We start from the raw sequence: 21,279 nt of genomic DNA on the forward strand, positions 1-21,279 counted from the left end.
CGCTAAGTAATATCAGTTTTCAGATTGATCATGCGTTTAGAATGGATACCCAATCCCAAATCGCAACTGAGGCCTATATCGATTTTCCAGACGTTCGCTGAATAAATCTTTGATGACCCATTGGCCTGTGCCGCCATCCAGACGGGGGCGGGAAGGTTCGTAAAGTTTAATACCCCAATCGGCTCGCAGGATGAAGAACGATTTATCAAAACGGAGGCCAAAACCCGCGTCCAAAGCGGTTTGACCAATGAAAGATTTTACTTTGAATATTTCTTCTTCCTGACCTTGACGTAGTAACCAGACGTTACCCGCATCAACGAATAAAGCTCCGTTGAAATCGCCAAAAAGTTTAAATAAGGGGAATCGCCATTCCGCATTAAACTCCAACTGCAAACCGCCCGGACGTTCGAATTTATAGCTTGGCACTACAACTCCCGATTTCAGCGTATCGTAACTGGCCGCTCGTCCGCCCAGGCCTAATTTACGCGGATTCCAGCCCCGCATGGAGTTGGCTCCACCGGCAAAAAAGGCTTTTTCGTAAGGGAGAATGCCCCCGTTTTTCGAGTATTCCCAGCCCAGGCCCCCGAAGCCCCGGAAGACAAACATCGAACGCCCCCGACGACGCAAAGGCACGTAAAGGCGGTAATCGACGCTGGTTTTCAGGAATTTATAAAAGCGTAAGTTTTCATTATCCGTTAGTGCCTGCTGAGCTTTTTGTGAAAGCAAATTAAGTGTCGTTCCTCCCGATTCCATGAAAATTCGCAGGTACTTCGTTTTTCGAAACGTATTCAGGTTCAGGTTGTTATCATTATAAACGTAAGAACCACTGATGCTCGAAACAAAAGAGCGATTAAAGGTGTAAATCAGGTTATTACCCGCAAGTTGCTGCTCTCTTAAAAAGGCTTCAAATTCGGATGACTGGCGGCTCGTATTAATCAGGTTAATGTCAATCGGGCTGAAATAGAAGGTCTCCTTCGGTGAAATCTGCCAGGAATAGTTCACGGCCAATTTCAAACCCGTCCGGCGAAAATCTTTTCGATCACTGAACGAATAACCAATCCCGACCTGCGTGCGGGGTGTACTGTTCGCATACCGAATTCGCATGCTGGCGGGTAATAACAGCTGCGGGAAAATGAGCGAAGTATTAATGCCCGCTTCAAAGTTCTGATCTTTAAAGGCCAGGTTCTGAGAGCTTTGGGTGAAGCCTGGCTGTCCGTCATACCCCGCTTTTCCGGCAATTTCCAGGGTTTCCAGTCCTTGAAAAATATTACGAATCCGTAAGGCTCCGTTGAGGAAGGGGCCCGGCAGTCCCTGATACACGTTCATACCCACCTCCGAGGATAACTCATAGCGTTGCAAAGACTGAGCAAAAATCAGAGCATTTAAGGTACGGTCAGCCGTAGTATCGTAGGTAATGTTGGGAAATTTAAACTGATCCAGCGTCCCCAGCATTCGCAGGGTTTCGTTGTTTAAGGTCTGGCTATAGGTCATGTTAGGTCTTACCTTGACCTTGCTATCCAGCAGTTTAGTAGAATATTTTCTTCCAGCAAAGATGTACCGAATCCCCCGGAAGCTGGTAGAGTCAATACTCGGATTGGTTTCGGTTCCGTCCCGGCCATCCACAACAAAGGTAACCGCATTAATCTTGAAGTACGGGTACTGAGCGGGCATCGAATCAATCACCATGGTCACTTGCATGTGGTGTTTCATCGGCTCGGCCAGCGAGGTGTCGTAGGTGCCCGTGAAGGTGATGTTTTCCTTTGTGAATCCGTAGTACCCCTGATCGCGGAGGAGGGCTTCGATGCGATCCCGTTCGGCACTGAAATTACGCTCGTCAATGCGGGTCCCCTTTCTTAAAAAACGAATACCCCGCGTATTACGAATCAGACTATCAATGCGGGCATCCTGGGTAACCAAACGAATCGAGTCGATCAGGTAAGGTTTATGCTGCTCTACTTCGTACAAAACCTTCACCCGGCGAAACTTAACGGTATCCAGTTTATAACGAACCGAATCATCGAACATTCCACGGTTGGTTCGTAAAAAGGCCTGAATGTTGGCTGCATTCTGACGGGCGTCTTCTTCGGTGATAATGGCTGGAGGTTCGCCCACTACCCGCATCCACCAGTGTCCTTGTTCAATGGCGAGTCGATTATGGTCAATTTTTCGACTTAGGCGATCAATTTTCTTTAGAGTTCTTTTGGACTGGATGGAATCCGGGCCATTCCGAAGTTGATTCATTTCAGCCTGATACTCCCGAATTTCCTGCTCGAAACGAGGCTTTTTATACTTCAGAAAGTCAGGTCGGGCAATTTGATAAACCCATAAGAAAGGCGTAATGGGTTGGGTAATCAGCACGCGGTTGGATTCCTGGGGTAATAGGGCCTCCAGCTCTTCATTCGGAATTTCCTTGTTACCTTTGATCGTCTGTTTGGCGAGTAAATACTCGCCCCGACGCAATTCGGTACCTCGCGTACAGGCGGCTAAAAAACTAATAAAAGCCATTCCTATCATCAAAAACTGAAGAACAGAGTTCCTTTGGAGGAATGGCATAAGTATACGGGATAATGATCTCACAAAAGTGGCAAAAACAAATTCGCTTACTTCAACAAAAAAAACACCGGCAGGAGCTGGGAGCTTTTTTAGTGGAAGGCGGCAAGAGCGTTCTGGAGTTACTAAAGGCTGATTTTACGATTCAGGCTCTGTTTCTCACGGACACATTTTACAAAGAAAACCAAAAGCTGCTCGATGAGCAACCCTTTTCCTTTGAATTGGTTGAGGAATCGGAACTGGAGAAGGTCGGAACGCTGCAAAGTAATAACGCCGCCCTGGCTATTGCTAGAACGAAAGAGAACCGTCCGTTGCGTGTGGAAGGCTCGGAATTTGCTTTAATTCTGGATGATATTCGCGATCCCGGAAACTTGGGTACTATTATTCGGATTGCGGATTGGTACGGTATAAAGAAGGTGATTTGCTCGGAAACTTGCGTGGATGTGTATAATCCCAAGGTGATTTCCGCAACGATGGGATCGTTTACCCGCGTTCAGACGTATTACGTATCATTACAGTCTTTTTTAGAGCAGGAACAGACGAAAGCTATTTACGGTACTTTTCTGGGTGGAGAGTCGATCTATGACTTGACATTCGCCGATTCAGGATACATTGTTATCGGTAATGAGGCGAATGGGATTCGTCCTGAAAATGAGAAGTTTGTTTCGAAGAAAATAACAATTCCCCGTTTCGGAGAAGCGGAGTCGCTGAATGCGGGTATTGCAACGGCGATTGTGTTGGATAACTGGCGGCGAGGAGTGAAGCATTAGTTAATCCCCTAATGCAGTCACTTGGTTCTGCCGAGTGTATAGTCCTCAGGCTGATCTTCTGTAAGTTGATTTTGAATTGGGGAGTTTGCTCTTATGTAAGATAACTAGTTAGCTGAGACCGGCCAGAGGCCTATGAGCTAGTTAGTCACTCGGCAGAGCCGAGCGACTGCGGGAGACTGCCGAGATAGGCGGTAATCCCCAAAACTCTTTTTTAAAACGAAACGGGCATTTCTGTCGCGGCATCGTCGGCCATTTTGCGGGCGTTATCTTCACCCAGCCAGCGGTCAATCAGGTAGTGTACAACGTATAAAACCGGAATCATTAAAATTGAAATAATAAACTTATAGAGGTAATTATTCAGAGCGACCGAGAGGGCCTGCTTCGCCGTCCAGTTACTGAAAATGTAAAAGGCTACGAAAACGACAACGAAGCTGTCAATGAGCTGGGAAACCAGTGTGGAACCCGTCGCCCGAATCCAGATATGCTTGTGCCCGGTGTGTTTGCGAAGGTATTGGAAGACCGTAACATCCAGAAATTGAGCTAATAAGAACGCCGTAATTGAACCTATAATAATGCCGAGTCCCTGCCGGAAAATCGTTTTGTAGGCAAAGTCAATATTGAAATTAGTATCGCCCTTATTGATATCCATCCAGAACTGAGCGGGAGGTAGGGTGGTGGCGGTGTAGATAATGAAAAATGAATAGGTAATTAAACCCGCGGTCAGAAAGGATAACCAGCGAACGCCTTTTCGGCCAAAGTATTCATTAATCATATCGCCGATGATAAAGACAATGGGCCAGTTTAACGCTCCTGCGGCCTGATTGAAAGACCATTTATCGCCCCAGGGGGTTGGAATATTGGCTGGATTCATGCCCAGAACGGCTTCGACGGAGAAAATTTTACCACCAATGATTTCCGCAACCAGGGCGTTACAAATAAAAAATCCCGACAGAACGAAGAAAAGAATTTGTCGTTTAGAGCTAAATAAAGCCTGGTCTTTCATATACAAATGGGAGCTGATAAAAGCGGTCTGAACTGACAAGAAAGCCATTTTTCCTGAAAAAACGTTCGCGTCTTCTTACAAAATATCTTGCAAAAAGACGCGAACGTTTATGGATATAATTCAGAAATCAGGCCAGTGGAGTAACCTCCTGTGGTTCTAATACGGCTTTTTTTTCGGATCCGTTTAACAGGAAATTCTCAATTCGATTCGCGGCCAGATTCAACTGCTCGATGGGCGGTAACGTAACAATGCGGAAGTGATCGTCTTTGCCGTAGTTAAAGCCTGTGCCCGGAACGAGTAATACCCGCTCATTCACCAGCAATTCATAAATAAATTGTTCATCATTAGCGAAACTGAAGCGTTTCAGGTCCAGTTTCGGAAATAGATATAAGGCTCCTTTGGGCTTCACACAGGTAATCCCTGGAATGGACGTAATGCGATCATAAATGAACTGCATTTGCTGGTATAAACGACCCGAGGGAATTACCAAATCGTTGATACTCTGATAACCACCCAAAGCCGTTTGAATGGCGAATTGGGCGGGAACGTTACCGCAAAGCCGCAGACTGGCTAACAGATTCAACCCTTCAATGTAGGATTTTGCCTTATACTTGGCACCGCTCAAAATCAGCCAACCTCCACGAAAACCAGCCGCCCGGTAATTTTTCGATAAGCCCCCAAACGTCAGACAAAGCGTATCCGTAGCGAGTGTGCCCATCGGATAATGGACGGCTCCGTCGTAAAGGATTTTATCGTAAATCTCATCGGAGAATAACATTAATTGATGCTCTTCTGCGATGCGGGCAATGCGGGTAAGCACGTCTTTGGAATAAACGGCTCCCGTCGGATTATTAGGGTTAATCAACACAATCGCTTTCGTGCGACGGGTGATTTTACGTTCAATGTCTTGAATGTCAGGATTCCAATCGGATTCTTCGTCGCAGATGTAATGGACGGGTTTACCACCCGCTAAGGCAACTGACGTAGTCCATAGGGGATAGTCGGGCGAAGGAATTAGCACTTCATCCTGGTCGTCTAACAATGCCTGCATGGTAAGCAGAATCAGTTCGCTCACGCCATTACCGATGTACACGTCATCAATGCCGACTCCCGGAATGCCAATGCTTTGCGTATAGTGCATGACTGCCTTACGGGCTGCGAAAAGTCCCCGGGAATCCGAGTAACCCTGAGCATCCCGAATGTTCACGATCATGTCGTGAATGATTTCGTCGGGAGCGTCAAACCCAAAAGGGGCGGGGTTACCGATGTTCAGTTTGAGGATTTTGTAGCCCTGAGCTTCCAGCTCCAGAGCTTTTTCATACACGGGTCCACGAATTTCATATCGCAAACTATCCAGTCGAGTCGATTTGTAAAAAGCCATACGCGGCAAAAGTCTGGTAATAGGACACTGAAAATTTAGTTTTCAGGTTACGAACCGAGAAACTAAATTATTTTAAAATATGTATTCAAAACTTCGGATGAGGCTCGCAATTTCGCGACATTTGGGGAAAGATGAAGCGATTCATTCAGAATATTCTATAAAATCAGTAGAATATTTTGTCGGAAACGTGCTGGAACCATCAGAAAGGCATTTGAAGTTATTCACCATAGGGGCATATCCCCTGAATTTGTGCTTATTACCTCTAATCTTTTATGGCATCAACAACGAGTAACATTCGCGTTTTAGTAGTGGGTTGCGGCAACATGGGAACTTCCCACGCCCTAGCCTATCAGAATCTGGAAGGGTTCGACATTTGTGGGATTGTATCGACGGGCAAGAGCAAGGAAGTACTGAACGAAAAGCTGGGTGGTGGGTATGCCTTATACAATGAGTACGAAACGGCCCTGAAAGAAACCAAGCCCGACGCGGTTTGTATCTCAACGTATCCTGATACCCACGAAGCCTACGCTATTCTGGCTTTGGAGCAGGGGGCTCACGTCTTCATTGAAAAGCCTTTGGCGGATACCGTTGAAGGGGCTGAACGAGTGGTGGCTGCAGCGGAGAAGGCAGGTAAAAAAGTGGTGGTAGGCTATATCTTACGTCACCATCCAAGCTGGGAAAAATTCGTGGAAATTGCTCAGGACATGGGCAAGCCCTTGGTGATGCGGATGAACCTGAACCAGCAAAGCCACGGCAATATGTGGACGGTTCACCGGAATCTGATGAAAAGTCTGAGTCCCATTGTGGATTGTGGCGTGCATTACATTGATGTCATGTGTCAGATGACCCGCTCGAAACCCATTCAGGTGAATGCCATTGGAGCTCGTCTCACCGATGAAATACCCGATTCCAACTATAACTACGGTCAGTTACAGATTCGCTTTGAAGACGGTTCGGTAGGTTGGTACGAAGCGGGCTGGGGGCCGATGATGAGTGAAACGGCCTTTTTTGTGAAGGACGTCATCGGGCCGAAGGGTTGTGTATCCATTGTAGCCAAAAATGCAGGAGCTGCGGGGAAATCGGATGATGTGGATTCGCACACCAAAACGGAATCTTTACGCGTGCACCGGGCGAATCTGAACAAAGACGATGAGTTTGTGCAGGAGGATGAATGGATTAACCTGACCGATGAACCTGATCACAACGAACTTTGCGAGCGGGAGCAGAAGTATTTTTTGAAAGCAATCGAGGAAAATACGGATCTGACGGATCACTTGCAGGATGCGGTGAACAGCTTACGCATTGCCTTTGCCTGTGACGAATCTGTTCGAACGGGTGAGCCTGTTCGGCTATAATAAATAGAACGATACTTTGTAACCGGAAACGGCCCGCGAAAGTGGGCCGTTTCCGGTTACAAAGTATAAATGGTCTGAGGTTTATAAAAACGTCTTTCAATAGTAGTGTAGGTCCAACGCGAGATATAAAAAACCAGGATGTAGAAGACTGTCTAAAAACAAGATTTAACTTCCCTAGATGAAATCCAAAGCTAAAGCTATCCAGCCTGTGGCCATCCAGGCCGATACTACTCATATTGACCCCCGCTCTACCTGCCGTCCTCCCAAGCCTGTCAGCCCTAGAAAAGCGGAAAAACGTATTGCGATTCGCAATAAGGTCTTCAATTCTAAATGTTAGACAGCTGCTAGTACAGTAGAATAGTTACTAGGAGCAAATTTTACTTTTTACAGAAATAACAAGCGTTTGCAGGTTAGTAATTTCTGAATAATTGTAACGAATGATAAAGCCACTTAGGATAAAGAAAAAATCAACAAATAAGTCAGTTCCTTGCATAAATGGATTATTAAGAACGAGCGTGTCTGAGAAAAAAGACATGTGGACTAATACAATGAATGACGCTAAAATCCCTCTGAAAATATCAAGTGTCGTAAATCTCTGTTTCATTATTAGGCCTTTTTGCTTCTAAACTCTGCGGGTCGTCGATTCACCATTTGCAGAAAGGTATTACTAAAAGTTGACAAGCTCGTATACCCTACATCGTAAGCAATGTCAGTAATTGATTTATCCGTTTGTAACAAGTCTTCAATGGCCCGAATGATGCGATACATTTTCACGTATTGCAGAAAAGACATATCTAATTCCTGATGAAAAATTCGGGAGAGCGTTCGGGCACTTAAGCCGAATTCGTGAGCTACTTCTGGTAAATGCAAAGGCTGCGAAACGTTCCGTTGCAGATACTCAAGCACCGGCGTCAGCCGTTCGTGATGCGTGGTAGGAAGGGCAATAGGTAGGGGATGCTGGCTAATTTCCGGTAATAGATGCTTTAGCGTCATCAGAAATTCATAATCAAATCCACCGGGACGGATGGTTCTGCTCCATCGTTCCGTAAAGACTAACATCTCCAGTAATAAATCATTAACGGGATAAATGCCCATTTTACTGAAAAAGGGATGCTCCAAATCATGTTCATCCGTAAAATAGATGTTGGCTACCTTCAGGGTAGACGAAGTATGCAATACAAAATGCTCAAGCTGCGGAGGAATCCAGATGTAATGTCGGGCGGGCAAAAAATAGGCTTTGTCTCTGGTATTCAGGTAAGAAATCCCACCTTCGATGTACGTAAATTGTCCTTTTTGATGATTATGATAGGGAAAAGTCTGTTCTTGTTTTTGATTGACCAGGTAAATTGAATCTTTGAATAAATCAATGTTACTCAGATAGTCAGCTGTATAGAGATTCATAGTAAAAAGGGCTTGGCTGAAATGAACAAATAATTGGCAATTTATACAAAAAGAAGCGTTTTGCATTATTCTAATTTTGCATATCGGATGTAAATGAAAAAATGCAATGAAGTTAGTACCCCAAACCATCGTAATCTGGCTGATTACCTTGGGGATTATCCAGGCCCAGACTCCTTCCCCGCAACAAACCTTATCACTTTCTGAAGCCTGGCAAAAAGCTGAAAAGTTCAACAAGACGATTCTGGAACAAGATCTTCGCCTTAAGATTAGTCATGAAAGACTGGAGCAAACGAAAAGCGAACGGCTCCCCGAATTAGGGGCGAGTACGCAATACGCCCGGGTCAGTAACCTACCCATTTACGAGCGGGGTATTCTGAATACGCCTTTTCAATATCCCGTTTTACACAACTTTTTTCAACTGAAAACGGAGGCTTATTTTAAGGTGTACGAAGGCAAAAAACTTCAGACAAAAATTAAAGCAGAAGAGACGGAACATGCCTTGGTAGAAGAAGAAAAAAAGCAGACGGAGTCTGAAGTTAAGCTTCGGATAGCGGCGGTTTATCTGGATTTGCAACGAAATCTGATTTATAAAGATTTGATGCTGAAGAACATCGAAGAAGCCGAAAAGCGTCTGACTGAAATCAGGGAGTTGAATAAAAATGGAGTAGTCTTGAAAAGCGATTTATTACGGGCAGAGTTACAACTTTCCCGTCAGAAAATGACGCTTCATGAAATTGAAAATTCCATCCTTATTACCAATCAAAAATTGGATTTAATGATTGGATTGCCTGATACTACTATCGTAATACCAGCACCACTTCCCGCCAGCGATTCTCTGGCAAAAGGATATGAATCTTTTCTGGATGAAGCGTTTGATCACGCTTACCTGCTAAAAATTGCCAGTAAGCAAAAAGAAATAAGTGAATTACACTTGAAAGAAGTTCGGGCGGATTATAAACCTAAAGTCGGACTTTTTGCGGAGTATACCTATGCTTATCCCCAGATTACTTTTTACCCTTACGCTGGAGCTTTATACGGCTTTGGCATGGCGGGGTTGAAAGCTTCGTATTCGCTTTCTTCACTTTATCATAATAAGCACCGTGAACAAGCGGCTATGGTTGAAATTCAGCGGCAACAAGTAATTGAATCTGACCGGGAAGATCAGGTAAGGCAGGCGGTTAAGGAAGCTTATGTGCGTTATGGAGAGGCTTTACATCGTATTGAAGTCTCGGAATTAAGTACCAGACAGGCGGCTGAAAATTACCGCATTGTTCATAACACGTACTTCAATCAACTGTCTTTATTGACCGATTTACTGGACGCAGATACGCAGTTACTCCAAAGTCAATACGACCTGGCTTCGGCTCGTTTAGCGGCTCGTCTTCAATACTATCAACTCTTAAATACCTTAGGAAAACTTTAATCATGAACACGTCAAAATATACCCGTACTGATCAGTTAATCACCCGGATCACGGCCTGGGTTGCGGGACTTATTATTATTGGATTAGTGGCTTGGGGCGGCTTTACCGTGTGGGATTTATACCATTTCGAAGCTACGAATGACGCTCAGATTGATGAGTACATCAACCCCGTAACCAGTCGGGTGACGGGCTATGTTCGAAAACTATATTATGAGGATGACCAGGAAGTAAAAAAAGGAGATACGCTGGTTGTAATTGATGATGACGAATACCGGATTCAGAAAGCGGAAGCTGAAGCGGCCTTAATGACGGCCAAAGCCCAGATTGGGGTGCTCAGTAGTAATACCGTTACCTCGGATAAAAACGCGGTAGTGAATCAATTGCAAATCGGAGCGGCGAAGGCCCGTTTGGTGAAACAGCAGCAGGATTTTGAACGGTACGAAAAGTTATTAGCAACGGAATCCATCACGCAGCAGCAATTTGAGAACGTAAAAATGGCATTGGATGTAGCGAAGTCAGAATACGAAGCTTTGCAAAAAGCCTACGAAACTTCGTTGTCAAAAACGGATGATATTACCGCCCAAAAGGCCGTAGCCTTGGCAGAAATCAAGCGTCGGCAGGCAGTGCTGGATGAGATTAATCTAAAAATTTCCTATTCGGTCATTACGGCTCCTTACGACGGAAAAATGGGTAAGAAAACCATACAGAAAGGGCAATTGATTCAGGCCGGACAAACGCTGGCCTTTATGGTGGACTCCGAAGAAGGAAAATGGGTGGTAGCCAATTATAAAGAAACCCAGATTCGGCACATGCACCTGGGGCAGACTGTAGATATCGAGACGGACGCCTTTCCCGGTGAAGTCTTCCACGGTGAAATCGTATCGTTGTCGGCGGCAACGGGTTCCCGGTTTTCCCTATTACCCCCAGATAATGCAACGGGAAACTTCGTGAAGATTATCCAACGGGTTCCGGTTCGTATCAAACTGACCGATGATGTAAAGAAAACGCAGGTGCTGCGGGCGGGAATGAACGCCGTGGTAACGATTAAGAAAGGAGTCTGAGATGAACGAGAAAATGCCCGTTTTTAAAAGCTGGGTGCCTGAATGGCTCATTCGTGGGACGATCTTCACCGTTATTATGCCCGGCATGTTTTTACTGGGAATCTTTGCTGGAAACGTAAATGAAACGGTCGGATTTTACGGAATTGAGCCTGCCGATGTACAATTCTCGGTGCTGGTGTATTACGTAGCTCTGGCCAGTTTTTTCTCACTTGAACAACGACTGGTGAGTTACTTCATGGCCAAACATTACTTCCTGATGGGCCTTTGTCTAACCATCGGATTAAATGTTCTGCTCTACTTTGTGCGAGAACCGATTTATCTGTATGTGCTTCGATTTTTGCAGGGAATCTGCATCAGTGGGGTAATTGCCACGTCCATGAACCTGATCTTTTCCCGGATGACTTCCGAAAGGATTCGGGTAATGGGTTATACCGTTTTTTACGGCATGCTACTGGCTTCGGCTCCCTTATCTACCGTTTTTGTGTCCTGGGCCTTGCAATACGTGGAGTTCAATGTGCTGTTTAAACTAATGATTTACATTCAGATTCCTGGGGCTTTATTATTACTCGGAATCATGAATAACGTTCGCCTGAAACGCCGAATTCCGTTGGTGCAGGTGGAATGGATTAGTTTTGTTTTACTCGTCCCAGCCCTGATCAGCTGGGCGTATATGATGGTGTATGGTCAGCAGGAAAACTGGCTGGATTCGCCGAAGATAGTTATTTGCTTGGCTTTCAATCTGTTATTAATACTTCTGTTCATACTGCGTCAGCGAGCATTAAAACGTCCTTACATCAACCTGGCCGTATTTCGAAGTTCGGCTTTTAATCTGGGATTGTTAATTCTGCTGGTATTCTACGTGTGCCGGGGAGCCCTGGGCTTGACCTCTTCGTATTTCGGGACGGCTCTAAAAATGGACCCTATTCACGTAGCTGAACTGATGCTTGTTAACCTGGTCGGCATTGTCGTGGGATCTTTTGTCGTTTCCCGTTTTGTATTGCAGAACAAGAGTCTACGGATGATTTTGCTGACAGGTTTTGCCTTTTTAGGAATCTTTCATCTTTGGATGTATAGCCTTTTTTCTGATACCGCTGAGCCTGTTTACTACGTAATTCCCTTGTTTCTACAGGGACTGGGGGCGGCTACTTTAATGGTGCCCATTATTAACTATTACGTCTCATCGGTTCCGGCACCGATCAGTGGCTCGGCTTCGGCGGTAGGCATTCTGGTGCGTTATACGGGTTTTAGTCTAAGTATGGCCTTATTGAATTTCACCAGATTGTTCTCGAAAAGCATACACTACCACCGATTACAAGATGCAGTTACTTCCACCAATCCGTATACGGTTCAACGATTGACGGCCTATAAGGAAAGTTTGATTCACCGGGGAGTGCAGGCTGATCAGGCGGGACTGATGGCGAATAAGTTACTCGGACAAACGGTAGATTTACAGACGCAATTACGTTTTTCTATGGATTATTACCTGGTGATTGCGGCCCTTATTGGCGTTACTATGCTGGCCATTGCTACGGTTCCTTATGTGCAGTCAAAAATGATCTTCACGCGACAACCCGCTGCTCCGGTGTTGTAGCTTGCTGTTCGTCCGCATTTTTTACGCGGACGAACAGCGTATCAAAAGTGTTGTTTAGGTATAGCCTTAAGTAGAAAAACTAAGAGGATAAATTTCAATAATAATTGTAACTCTATACATGCTATTCCTTTCTATAAATACATCAATAATCAGGCAATTGATTAATTAGAAATATTCGCCGAATCAAAACTTACCAGTTGCTTTATAATTACCTCCCGTAAATGTTCTTCGTGTTCATCAGCCCATTGTCCTAAAGTGGCAATTACGGGAATTAATGTATGTCCGAATTCAGTTAGGCTGTATTCTACTTTAGGTGGTATGACAGGATAAATTTTTCTCTCAACCAATTCGTGTTCTTCCAGTTCTTTCAACTGAATATTCAAGACTCTGCGTGAAGCGTCGGGAATTTTACGTTGCAGCTCGCTGGGCCGTTTATAACCTTGATTGATAAACCATAGCAAACGAATTTTCCACTTGCCATACAACACTTCACCGATCAGATCAAGTCCACAATTCAGGTTCGGTATTATTTTTCTTTCATACATACTGCGAAAGTAAACGTATGGCTGAATTTGTGCAATAGGGGAAAAACTTATCCCTATATGAATCCTGATTCCGTACTTGTGTAAACTTCAATTAGGGTTCAATTTTGTCCTATCAACAATTTTTGAATAGGACAAAATAAATGGAGCCATTTAATTTCAACAATGAGTTATCGGGCAAGATTGCCCTGGTAACCGGCGGTACAAAGGGAACGGGTAAAGCCATTGCAGAAAGGCTTTTACAGGCGGGTGCAACCGTTATCATCACCGCAAGAAACGCACCGCAAGAAGCGGACAGCAGGCTGCATTTCATTGCCTCTGATTTAAGCAAGGCACCCGAAGCACAAGAGGTAATTAACGAAGTACTCTCAACGTACGGGAGGCTAGATATTCTAGTAAACAACCTGGGGGCTTCTGAAACACCCGCGGGTGGTTTCGCCGTATTATCGGATGCAAACTGGGAGTCAACCCTGCAGGCCAATCTGCTTGCTCTCGTCCGACTGGACAGGGGATTCCTCCCGCAAATGATCGAGCAAAAAAGTGGCGTTATTATTCACATTGCTTCCATACAGGGCAAATTACCCCTGTATGCTTCTACGTTGCCTTACGCCGCCGCCAAAGCAGGACTGATCAATTACAGCAAAAGTTTGTCCAATGAAGTTACGCCCAAGGGCGTTCGCGTGCTGACGGTTTCGCCGGGATGGATCCGGACGGAAAATGTCAAAGTGTGGTTGGAACGACTTGCCCATGCTTCCAATACTTCTGTGGAAGAGGCAGAGCAAAGTGTTATGAATGCTTTGGGAGGAATACCTTTTGGAAGACCGGCAGAGCCCGAAGAAGTAGCAGAGTTGGTTGGATTTCTGGTTTCACATCGAGCGAGCTATCTCACCGGAACTGAATTTGTAATTGATGGTGGAACTGTTCCTACCGTTTAATAACCTTTTAAAAGACAAAACCATGAATTTACCGAAAGTACTGACAGATTTAGTAACAGCACAAAACAACTTTGATAGTGTGGCCTATGCCAATTGTTTTTTAGAAACGGCCGTAGTGTTTGATGAAGGCAAAACGCATAAGGGCCGAAAGGAAATAGAACATTGGATTGCGGATGCTAACGAGCGATATGAGGCTGTTATGAAGCCCGTCAGCTTTGAAGAAAAAGAAACGGAAAGCCTTTTAAAGGCAGAGATTTCCGGAAAATTTAATGGAAGTCCTACAGTATTAAATTATCAGTTAGAAATAAAAGATGGATTTATACAGTCATTGAAAGTTACGGGATAACCGGGGAATGGCTAAACTTAGCCGTTCCTTTTTTAGTTTAAGATAACCATCAATAACCATCAAAGGAGATGTAAACTAATTTATTAGACAGGCATAGTAAATAGATAGTTCAATGAAAAAGGCTTTGCAGAAAGGTCACTTTTAGGCTTCTCAATTTACAACAACACCGAATAGTAATGGCAGATTCATTTTGCTTCACAGATGCATGGATTAGACATCTTCCTTCAACGAAAGTTAACAGCAACTTACTATGAACTTCGGGTTAACTCCGCCTGCCCTGTTGAACACATTGAAAGACTTTACGGATTGTATAAGATGAGTTGGGAATAACCAAGTGGTTTCGTCTTCGGCAAAGAACTTGCTAGAGGAGTAAGATCCTTCGCTCTGGATGACAGAAGAAGAGTTTTCCGGGTACCATCCTACAAAGAAAGCGGTTAACAGAAGATTCTGCTAACCGCTTTTCTTTTATTCCTAATCTCAGAAACCTACACTACTGAGAACATAGATTTCGCTTTGGCTTCGAGTTTGGAGGTACCACCATTGAGGTAGCAATCCGCCGCCCGGGCTGCTTCGCGACCTTCGGAAATGGCCCAAACCACCAGCGATTGTCCGCGACGCATATCTCCCGCGACGAATACTTTGTCAATACCCGTCTGATAGTTTTCTGAGAGAACGTTTCCGCGAGGATCGAACTCTAAGCCATTTTCTGCCAGTTGAGCTAATAAACCTTCGCGTTGAGGATGTAAGAAACCAGCCGCAATCAGAGCTAGGTCGCATTCAATCACGCGTTCGTTTTGCTCAACGTTCTGAGCTTTTCCGTCAACTACCGTAAGTACGATGTCAGCAATACGTAAATGCGTTAACTTCTCGCCATCGCCGATGAATTCCTTCACTGAAATGCTCCAGTGGCGTTCACAACCTTCGTCGTGGGACGTACTGGTACGTTTCATGTTGGGCCACAGCGGCCAGGGCGTACCTGGGTGACGATCTTTTGGAGGCTCAGGCATTACTTCTACCTGCGTTACCTTCGCCGCACTGTGACGGTTAGAAGTTCCGATACAGTCAGAGCCTGTGTCACCACCACCGATTACTACTACGTTTTTACCCGTAGCTATTAATTCGCCATTCTGGTATTTCGCTCCCCGGTGATCGTACACGCGGTCGATGTTGGCCACGCGTTTGTTCTGCTGACTCAGGAATTCCATGGCAGGATGAACACCTTTGTTCAGGTACGTATCCCAGCCAATTACATCCTTGCCATCCCAGGTTTTATTGATGCCACGGGCTACTGTTGAACCACCCGAGAGTAATACTAAGTCATATTGTTCCAGTAATTCAGAGCCGGAAACATCTTCACCAACGTTAACACCCGTTTTGAAGACGATACCTTCGGCTTTCATTACTTCCACACGACGGTCAATCGTCCATTTCTCCAGTTTGAAATCGGGGATGCCGTAACGTAATAAGCCACCTACCTGATCGGCCCGTTCGTAAACGGTTACCCAGTGACCCGCCTTATTAAGCTGAGCAGCGGCTGCCAAACCCGCAGGACCACCACCGATTACTGCTACAGATTTGCCCGTACGGTCTTTTTCATCGATAATGTTCGGTTTTACTAGATTATGTAAAAACGCATATTCGATGATCGATTTCTCGATGTATTCAATCGTAACGGCGGGTTTGTTAATTCCCAAAACGCAAGCTGACTCGCAGGGAGCGGGACAGATACGGCCCGTAAATTCGGGGAAGTTATTCGTTGAACTCAGAATTTCGTACGCTAAAGCCCAGTTGCCTTCATACACAGCGTCGTTGAATTCAGGAATGATGTTTCCCAGCGGACAGCCATTATGACAGAAAGGGATTCCGCAGTCCATACAACGGGCTGCGTTGTGCGTCTGCACCTGCTCAAAAGACAGATCAATATCAATTTCCTTGTAATCAAGTTTACGCTCAGCAACCGGACGCTTGGTGGGTACTTCACGCGTAAATTCCAGAAAACCAGTTGGTTTGCCCATTGTCTTATATTGTAATCACTGCCTAGGCAGTAAGGAATGATCAATTTGGAAAAGTAAATGAGGGGAGGAGAAGAGCGGATACATTAGCGTATCCGCTCCGTCCAAACTATTTGGCCAGCACGTCAGCTACAAAGTCACCGTATACGATTTCTTTATTAGCAATCTGATCGCTAAGGGAAATACCCTTGTTAGCCAGAGCGTTTTTGAAATCGGTAGGCATTACCTTCACAAACTGATCGGCGATGACATCCCAGCTATCTAATACCGTTGCCGCTACTTTGGATTTGGTAGAAGTCAGGTGCTTGTCTACAAACATTCGTACGATGCTGTGATCTTCGCTGGATAATTTTTCCAGCGTAATCATCTCAGGGTTAACCTTCTCGGCGAAGTCTCCGTTTTTGTCCCAGACGTAAGCTACTCCACCACTCATACCGGCACCGAAGTTCCGGCCTGTATTACCCAGGATAATCACCAGACCACCCGTCATGTACTCACAACCGTGATCACCGATTCCTTCAACCACAACTTTCGCACCAGAGTTACGAACGCAGAACCGTTCACCAGCCATTCCGCGAATGTAGGCTTCACCCGAAGTAGCTCCGTAGAAGCAAACGTTACCCACAATACTGTTTTGCGAAGGAATGAAATCGGGACGGATGTTACGGTCGGGGTAAATGATCAGCTCCGTTCCGCAAAGGCCTTTTCCTACGTAGTCATTGGCGTCACCTTCGAGTTCCAGTTTCATCCCGTTTGTACCGAAAGCTCCGAAGCTTTGTCCGGCTGTACCACGGAATTTGTAGTGGATCGTGCCCGCAGGTAATCCTTTGGCTTTGTATTTTTTCGTAATCTCGTTCGAGAGCATGGTGCCCACGGTACGGTTTACGTTGATGATACTGAATTCACCCGTTACTTTTTCCTGGTTGTCAAGAGCGGCTTTCGCTGCTTCGATCATCGCCCAGTCGAGCTGAACGTCCAGGCCGTGATCCTGCTCTTCTACTTTCACCATCGGCTCCGTATCGTACATCGGATCGCGGTAAAGGATGGACTTGAGGTTAACCGTTTTGGCTTTCCAGCTCTGAACGCCTTCCCGCATTTTCAGTCGCTCTACGTGACCTACCATTTCAGGAATCGTGCGGAAACCAAGCTTACGCATGTACTCACGAACTTCAGTCGCCAGGAAGCGGAACAGATTTACTACGTGATCGGCATCTCCCGTAAATAAGGCACGGAGTTCAGGGTTTTGCGTAGCCACCCCAACCGGACAGGTATTCAGGTGACATTTACGCATCATGATGCAACCCATCGTTACCAGAGCAGCCGTGGCTACACCGAATTCTTCGGCACCTAACAGAGCGGCGATGGCAATGTCTCGCCCCGTCTTTAACTGACCATCCGTCTGAATCGTTACGCGACCACGCAGACGGTTCCGAACCAGCGTTTGGTGAGTTTCAGCCAAACCAAGCTCCCAGGGCAGACCTGCGTGACGGATGGATGACAGGGGAGAAGCTCCCGTACCTCCATCGTGTCCGGCAATCAGGATGTGATCGGCGTGAGCCTTGGCTACACCCGTAGCTACGGTACCTACACCGGCTTCAGAAACCAGTTTCACCGAGATACGAGCCTGACGGTTGGCATTTTTCAGGTCAAAAATGAGCTGAGCTAAATCTTCAATGGAGTAAATGTCGTGGTGAGGAGGAGGCGAAATCAGACCTACGCCGGGCGTAGAGTGACGCGTCTTACCAATCCAGGCATCTACCTTATGGCCAGGTAACTGTCCACCTTCACCAGGTTTCGCTCCCTGAGCCATTTTAATCTGTAATTCTTTGGCGTTCGTCAGGTATTCCATTGTTACTCCAAAACGGCCAGAAGCTACCTGCTTGATGGCAGAGTTCATCGAATCACCGTTTTCGAATACCGTATAAAAACGTTTCGGATCTTCACCGCCTTCACCCGTGTTGGACTTACCGCCAATCCGGTTCATCGCAATTGCCAGGGTAGAGTGAGCTTCCCATGAAATGGAGCCGAAGGACATCGCACCCGAAGCAAAACGAGTCATGATGCTTTCAATCGGCTCTACTTCTTCGTCTTTCAGCCATTCCGATTGGGGCAGTAATTTCAGATCAAGCAGACCGCGTAATGTAGCCGTTTTCTGCGTTTGATCGTCAATGGCTTTGGTATATTTCTTGAATAACTCGAAATCGTTCTTTTTCGTCGACTGTTGCAGAGCGTGAACGGTTTCGGGGTTAAACAAGTGGAATTCACCACGGTGTTTCCACTGGTAGAAACCACCTACTTCCAGGCGAGGATTACCCACGTGAACTTCGGGGAAAGCCTGGTGGTGACGAATCAATACTTCCGTCTGGATACCTTCAATGTTCAGACCGCCAATGCGGGTAACGGTGCCGGTGAAATATTCATCCACCACTTCTTTAGAGATACCCAGTGCTTCGAAAATCTGAGCACCCTGGTAACTCTGAAGCGTTGAGATTCCCATTTTAGAGAAAATCTTCAGCAATTCTCCATTAACCGCCTTCGTGTAATTGGCACAGAGCTTATCGAAATCGTAAGGAACCGATACGAGATTTTTGTCTCGCATGTTCGAGATGGTTTCGAAAGCGATGTAAGGGTTCACAGCCGCCGCACCAAAACCAATCAGCGTAGCAAAGTGATGCGTTTCCCATACGTCTCCAGCCTCAACAATCAGACCGACTTTTGCCCGTAATCCCTTGCGAATCAAGTGCTGATGAACGGCTGAAGTAGCGAGTAAGGATGGAATTGGAGCGTGGTTGGAATCGACGCCACGGTCAGACAGCGTAATGATCTGGTAGTCATCATTAACTGCGTATTCCACGTCTTCACAAATGCGTTTCAGGGCTTTTTTCAGAGCACCTTCGCCGCCATTGGCCCGGAAGGTGATGTAAACCGTTTTGTTCGTGAAGTGACGGGTATCAATGTTCCGAATCTTTTCGAGTTCGGTATTATCCAGTACTGGCTGACGCAATTCCAGCACTTTGCAGTGTTCGGGAGATTCCGTCAGAATATTACCGTAACCACCTACATAACTCATCAGCGACATAATGGTACGTTCGCGGATGGGGTCAATGGGAGGGTTGGTTACCTGAGCAAACAATTGCTTGAAGTAATGGCTCAGGTGCTGGCTTTGATCCGAAAGGATGGCCAGAGGCGTATCCACACCCATCGAACCGAGGGCTTCCTTACCCGTCTCTACCATCTGAGTCAGAATGATCCGAACGTCTTCCGTCGTCATTCCGAATACCTGTTGCTTGGTAACCAGATCTTTATCGTAAGGGGTATTCCACTCCGTTTTAGGCTCGGGCAGATCGTTCAGCGTGATTTTGTACTTGTTCAGCCACTTCTGGTAAGGCTGAGACGCACAAATTTCTGATTTCAGTTCTTCGTCAGGAATAATGCGACCCTGCTCCATGTCCACTACGAACATACGACCGGGTTGCAGACGGCCTTTCGAAACTACTTTTGACTGATCAATGTCCAGAACCCCGGCTTCCGAAGAAAGGATAACGGTATCGTCATCCAACACCCAGAAACGGCTCGGACGCAGACCATTACGATCCAGCGTAGCACCGATGATTTTACCGTCCGTGAACGAGATCGAAGCTGGCCCATCCCAGGGCTCCATCAGAGCTGCGTGGTATTCGTAGAATGCTTTGCGTTGCTCATCCATTTCGGTGTTGCCGTCCCATGCTTCGGGAATCAGCATCATCATTACGTGAGGTAATGAACGACCCGCGAGGTAAAGTAACTCAATGGCATTATCCAGGTTCGCTGAATCCGACTGCCCGGCAGGACAGAGGGCTTCGCGAATGATTTTCAGTTCTTCATCCGAAAAAGCGTCTGACTTGAACAGGGCTGAAGTTGCCTTGAACCAGCTTACGTTCCCTTTTACGGTGTTAATCTCGCCGTTGTGAGCGATAAAACGGAAGGGCTGAGCCAACTTCCATTCAGGGAATGTATTGGTAGAGAAACGGCTGTGAACGATAGCAAATGCTGACGTTACCGATTCGTTCTGTAAATCCAGGAAATAAGGCAGGGTTTGCATCGTCGTGAGCATACCCTTGTAAATGATCGTACGGCTGGAAAGTGACGAGAAATAAAACTTCTCGTTAACGCCACGCACGGCTTCGTTAACCACGCGGGTAACTAACTGACGGAATACGTACAGTTTTCGCTCGAAGTCCAGTTCACCCGTAAGGTGGGCGGGCTTACGAATGAATAACTGCTCCATCTGAGGCTCGGAGTCCCCCGAATCGGCACCCTGAATGTCCGTGTTATTCACGGGAACAATGCGGTAACCTAAAATCTCAAGCCCTAACTCAAGAGCCTGACGGTGAATAACTTCCTTGCACTCTTTGCGTACAGCGTCATCTTTCGGGAAGAAGGTCATCCCAACGCCATAATCGCCGGAAGCGGGAAGACTGATGCCTTCTTTGGCACATACTTTCAGAAAGAACTCGTGAGGAATCTGTAACAGGATACCCGCTCCGTCACCGGAGTTTGGATCACAGCCGCAGGCACCCCGGTGATCCATGCGTTCCAGAATCTGGATGGCATCGCGAACCGTGCGGTGCGATTTACGGCCTTTCATATTGGCAATAAAGCCAATGCCACAGGCATCGTGCTCAAATTCAGGGCGATAGAGGCCCAGAGGTTGCTGGTTAGGCTGGTTTGACATATCCCTAACGGTTTGCTCGGTAAAAATTCAAAAATCGGTAATGCAATAAGGAAAAAAGGTTCAGAAGAAAATCTGTGTAAATAAGAATAAGTACCACAGATATTAAACTGGTCTGCTAAGATAGTGCAAAAAATAATTGGTAAAAAATAGTGTTAGCCATATAAAATTTGGATTATTTCTAAAGTACGGAAATAA

The 21,279-nt window shown here is 46.0% G+C and carries 14 protein-coding genes; 7 read left to right on the forward strand and 7 right to left on the reverse strand.

Annotated elements, in window-relative coordinates:
* Positions 1-36 precede the first annotated feature (36 nt).
* Positions 37-2,505 (reverse strand): BamA/TamA family outer membrane protein, encoded by a 2,469-nt coding sequence (locus QE390_RS14900; RefSeq protein WP_307142711.1) that lies wholly within the window; start codon positions 2,503-2,505, stop codon positions 37-39.
* A gap of 62 nt (positions 2,506-2,567) precedes the next feature.
* Here QE390_RS14900 and QE390_RS14905 point away from each other — a divergent pair, with 62 nt between their 5' ends.
* Entirely contained in the window at positions 2,568-3,320 is a 753-nt protein-coding gene (locus QE390_RS14905; RefSeq protein ID WP_307142712.1) for an RNA methyltransferase, read from the forward strand.
* 211 nt (positions 3,321-3,531) lie between these two features.
* On the opposite strand, the gene QE390_RS14910 is transcribed toward QE390_RS14905, so the two are convergent.
* Entirely contained in the window at positions 3,532-4,323 is a 792-nt protein-coding gene (locus QE390_RS14910; RefSeq protein WP_106637711.1) for a queuosine precursor transporter, read from the reverse strand.
* A 127-nt stretch (positions 4,324-4,450) separates the two neighbouring features.
* Entirely contained in the window at positions 4,451-5,704 is a 1,254-nt protein-coding gene (locus QE390_RS14915) for a pyridoxal phosphate-dependent aminotransferase (RefSeq protein ID WP_106637664.1), read from the reverse strand.
* A 272-nt stretch (positions 5,705-5,976) separates the two neighbouring features.
* Here QE390_RS14915 and QE390_RS14920 point away from each other — a divergent pair, with 272 nt between their 5' ends.
* Positions 5,977-7,059, forward strand: a complete 1,083-nt coding sequence (locus QE390_RS14920) for a Gfo/Idh/MocA family protein (protein ID WP_307142713.1) — start codon at positions 5,977-5,979, stop codon at positions 7,057-7,059.
* Positions 7,060-7,665: 606 nt separating this feature from the next.
* Here QE390_RS14920 and QE390_RS14925 read toward each other — a convergent pair.
* A complete protein-coding gene (locus QE390_RS14925; protein ID WP_106637667.1) occupies positions 7,666-8,460 on the reverse strand; it encodes an AraC family transcriptional regulator in 795 nt (264 codons plus the stop codon).
* A 106-nt stretch (positions 8,461-8,566) separates the two neighbouring features.
* Between QE390_RS14925 and QE390_RS14930 the strand changes: the two genes are divergently transcribed.
* The 3 genes from QE390_RS14930 to QE390_RS14940 are packed head-to-tail and all read left to right on the forward strand — an operon-like array spanning position 8,567 to position 12,535.
* Entirely contained in the window at positions 8,567-9,883 is a 1,317-nt protein-coding gene (locus QE390_RS14930) for a TolC family protein (RefSeq protein WP_307142714.1), read from the forward strand.
* Positions 9,884-9,885: 2 nt separating this feature from the next.
* A complete protein-coding gene (locus QE390_RS14935) occupies positions 9,886-10,944 on the forward strand; it encodes an HlyD family secretion protein (RefSeq protein ID WP_307142715.1) in 1,059 nt (352 codons plus the stop codon).
* Between the two features lies 1 nt (position 10,945).
* Positions 10,946-12,535 (forward strand): MFS transporter, encoded by a 1,590-nt coding sequence (locus QE390_RS14940; protein ID WP_307142716.1) that lies wholly within the window; start codon positions 10,946-10,948, stop codon positions 12,533-12,535.
* Positions 12,536-12,696: 161 nt separating this feature from the next.
* Here QE390_RS14940 and QE390_RS14945 read toward each other — a convergent pair whose 3' ends face one another.
* Entirely contained in the window at positions 12,697-13,080 is a 384-nt protein-coding gene (locus QE390_RS14945) for a helix-turn-helix domain-containing protein (RefSeq protein ID WP_106637670.1), read from the reverse strand.
* A 140-nt stretch (positions 13,081-13,220) separates the two neighbouring features.
* On the opposite strand from QE390_RS14945, the gene QE390_RS14950 reads away from it, so the two are divergent.
* Both QE390_RS14950 and QE390_RS14955 read left to right on the forward strand, forming a co-directional pair.
* On the forward strand, positions 13,221-14,012 hold the full coding sequence (locus QE390_RS14950) for an SDR family oxidoreductase (RefSeq protein ID WP_307142717.1): 792 nt from the start codon (positions 13,221-13,223) through the stop codon (positions 14,010-14,012).
* 22 nt (positions 14,013-14,034) lie between these two features.
* Complete coding sequence (locus tag QE390_RS14955; protein WP_307142718.1) at positions 14,035-14,358, forward strand: nuclear transport factor 2 family protein; 324 nt, start codon at positions 14,035-14,037, stop codon at positions 14,356-14,358.
* A gap of 485 nt (positions 14,359-14,843) precedes the next feature.
* Here QE390_RS14955 and QE390_RS14960 read toward each other — a convergent pair whose 3' ends face one another.
* Both QE390_RS14960 and gltB read right to left on the reverse strand, forming a co-directional pair.
* Positions 14,844-16,373, reverse strand: coding sequence for a glutamate synthase subunit beta (locus tag QE390_RS14960; RefSeq protein WP_106637673.1), 1,530 nt, complete (start codon positions 16,371-16,373; stop codon positions 14,844-14,846).
* A 106-nt stretch (positions 16,374-16,479) separates the two neighbouring features.
* Positions 16,480-21,084 (reverse strand): glutamate synthase large subunit, encoded by a 4,605-nt coding sequence (gene gltB, locus QE390_RS14965; RefSeq protein ID WP_106637674.1) that lies wholly within the window; start codon positions 21,082-21,084, stop codon positions 16,480-16,482.
* Positions 21,085-21,279 lie beyond the last annotated feature (195 nt).

Origin of the sequence: Siphonobacter sp. SORGH_AS_1065 (assembly GCF_030818595.1) — a bacterium.
GTDB lineage: Bacteria > Bacteroidota > Bacteroidia > Cytophagales > Spirosomataceae > Siphonobacter.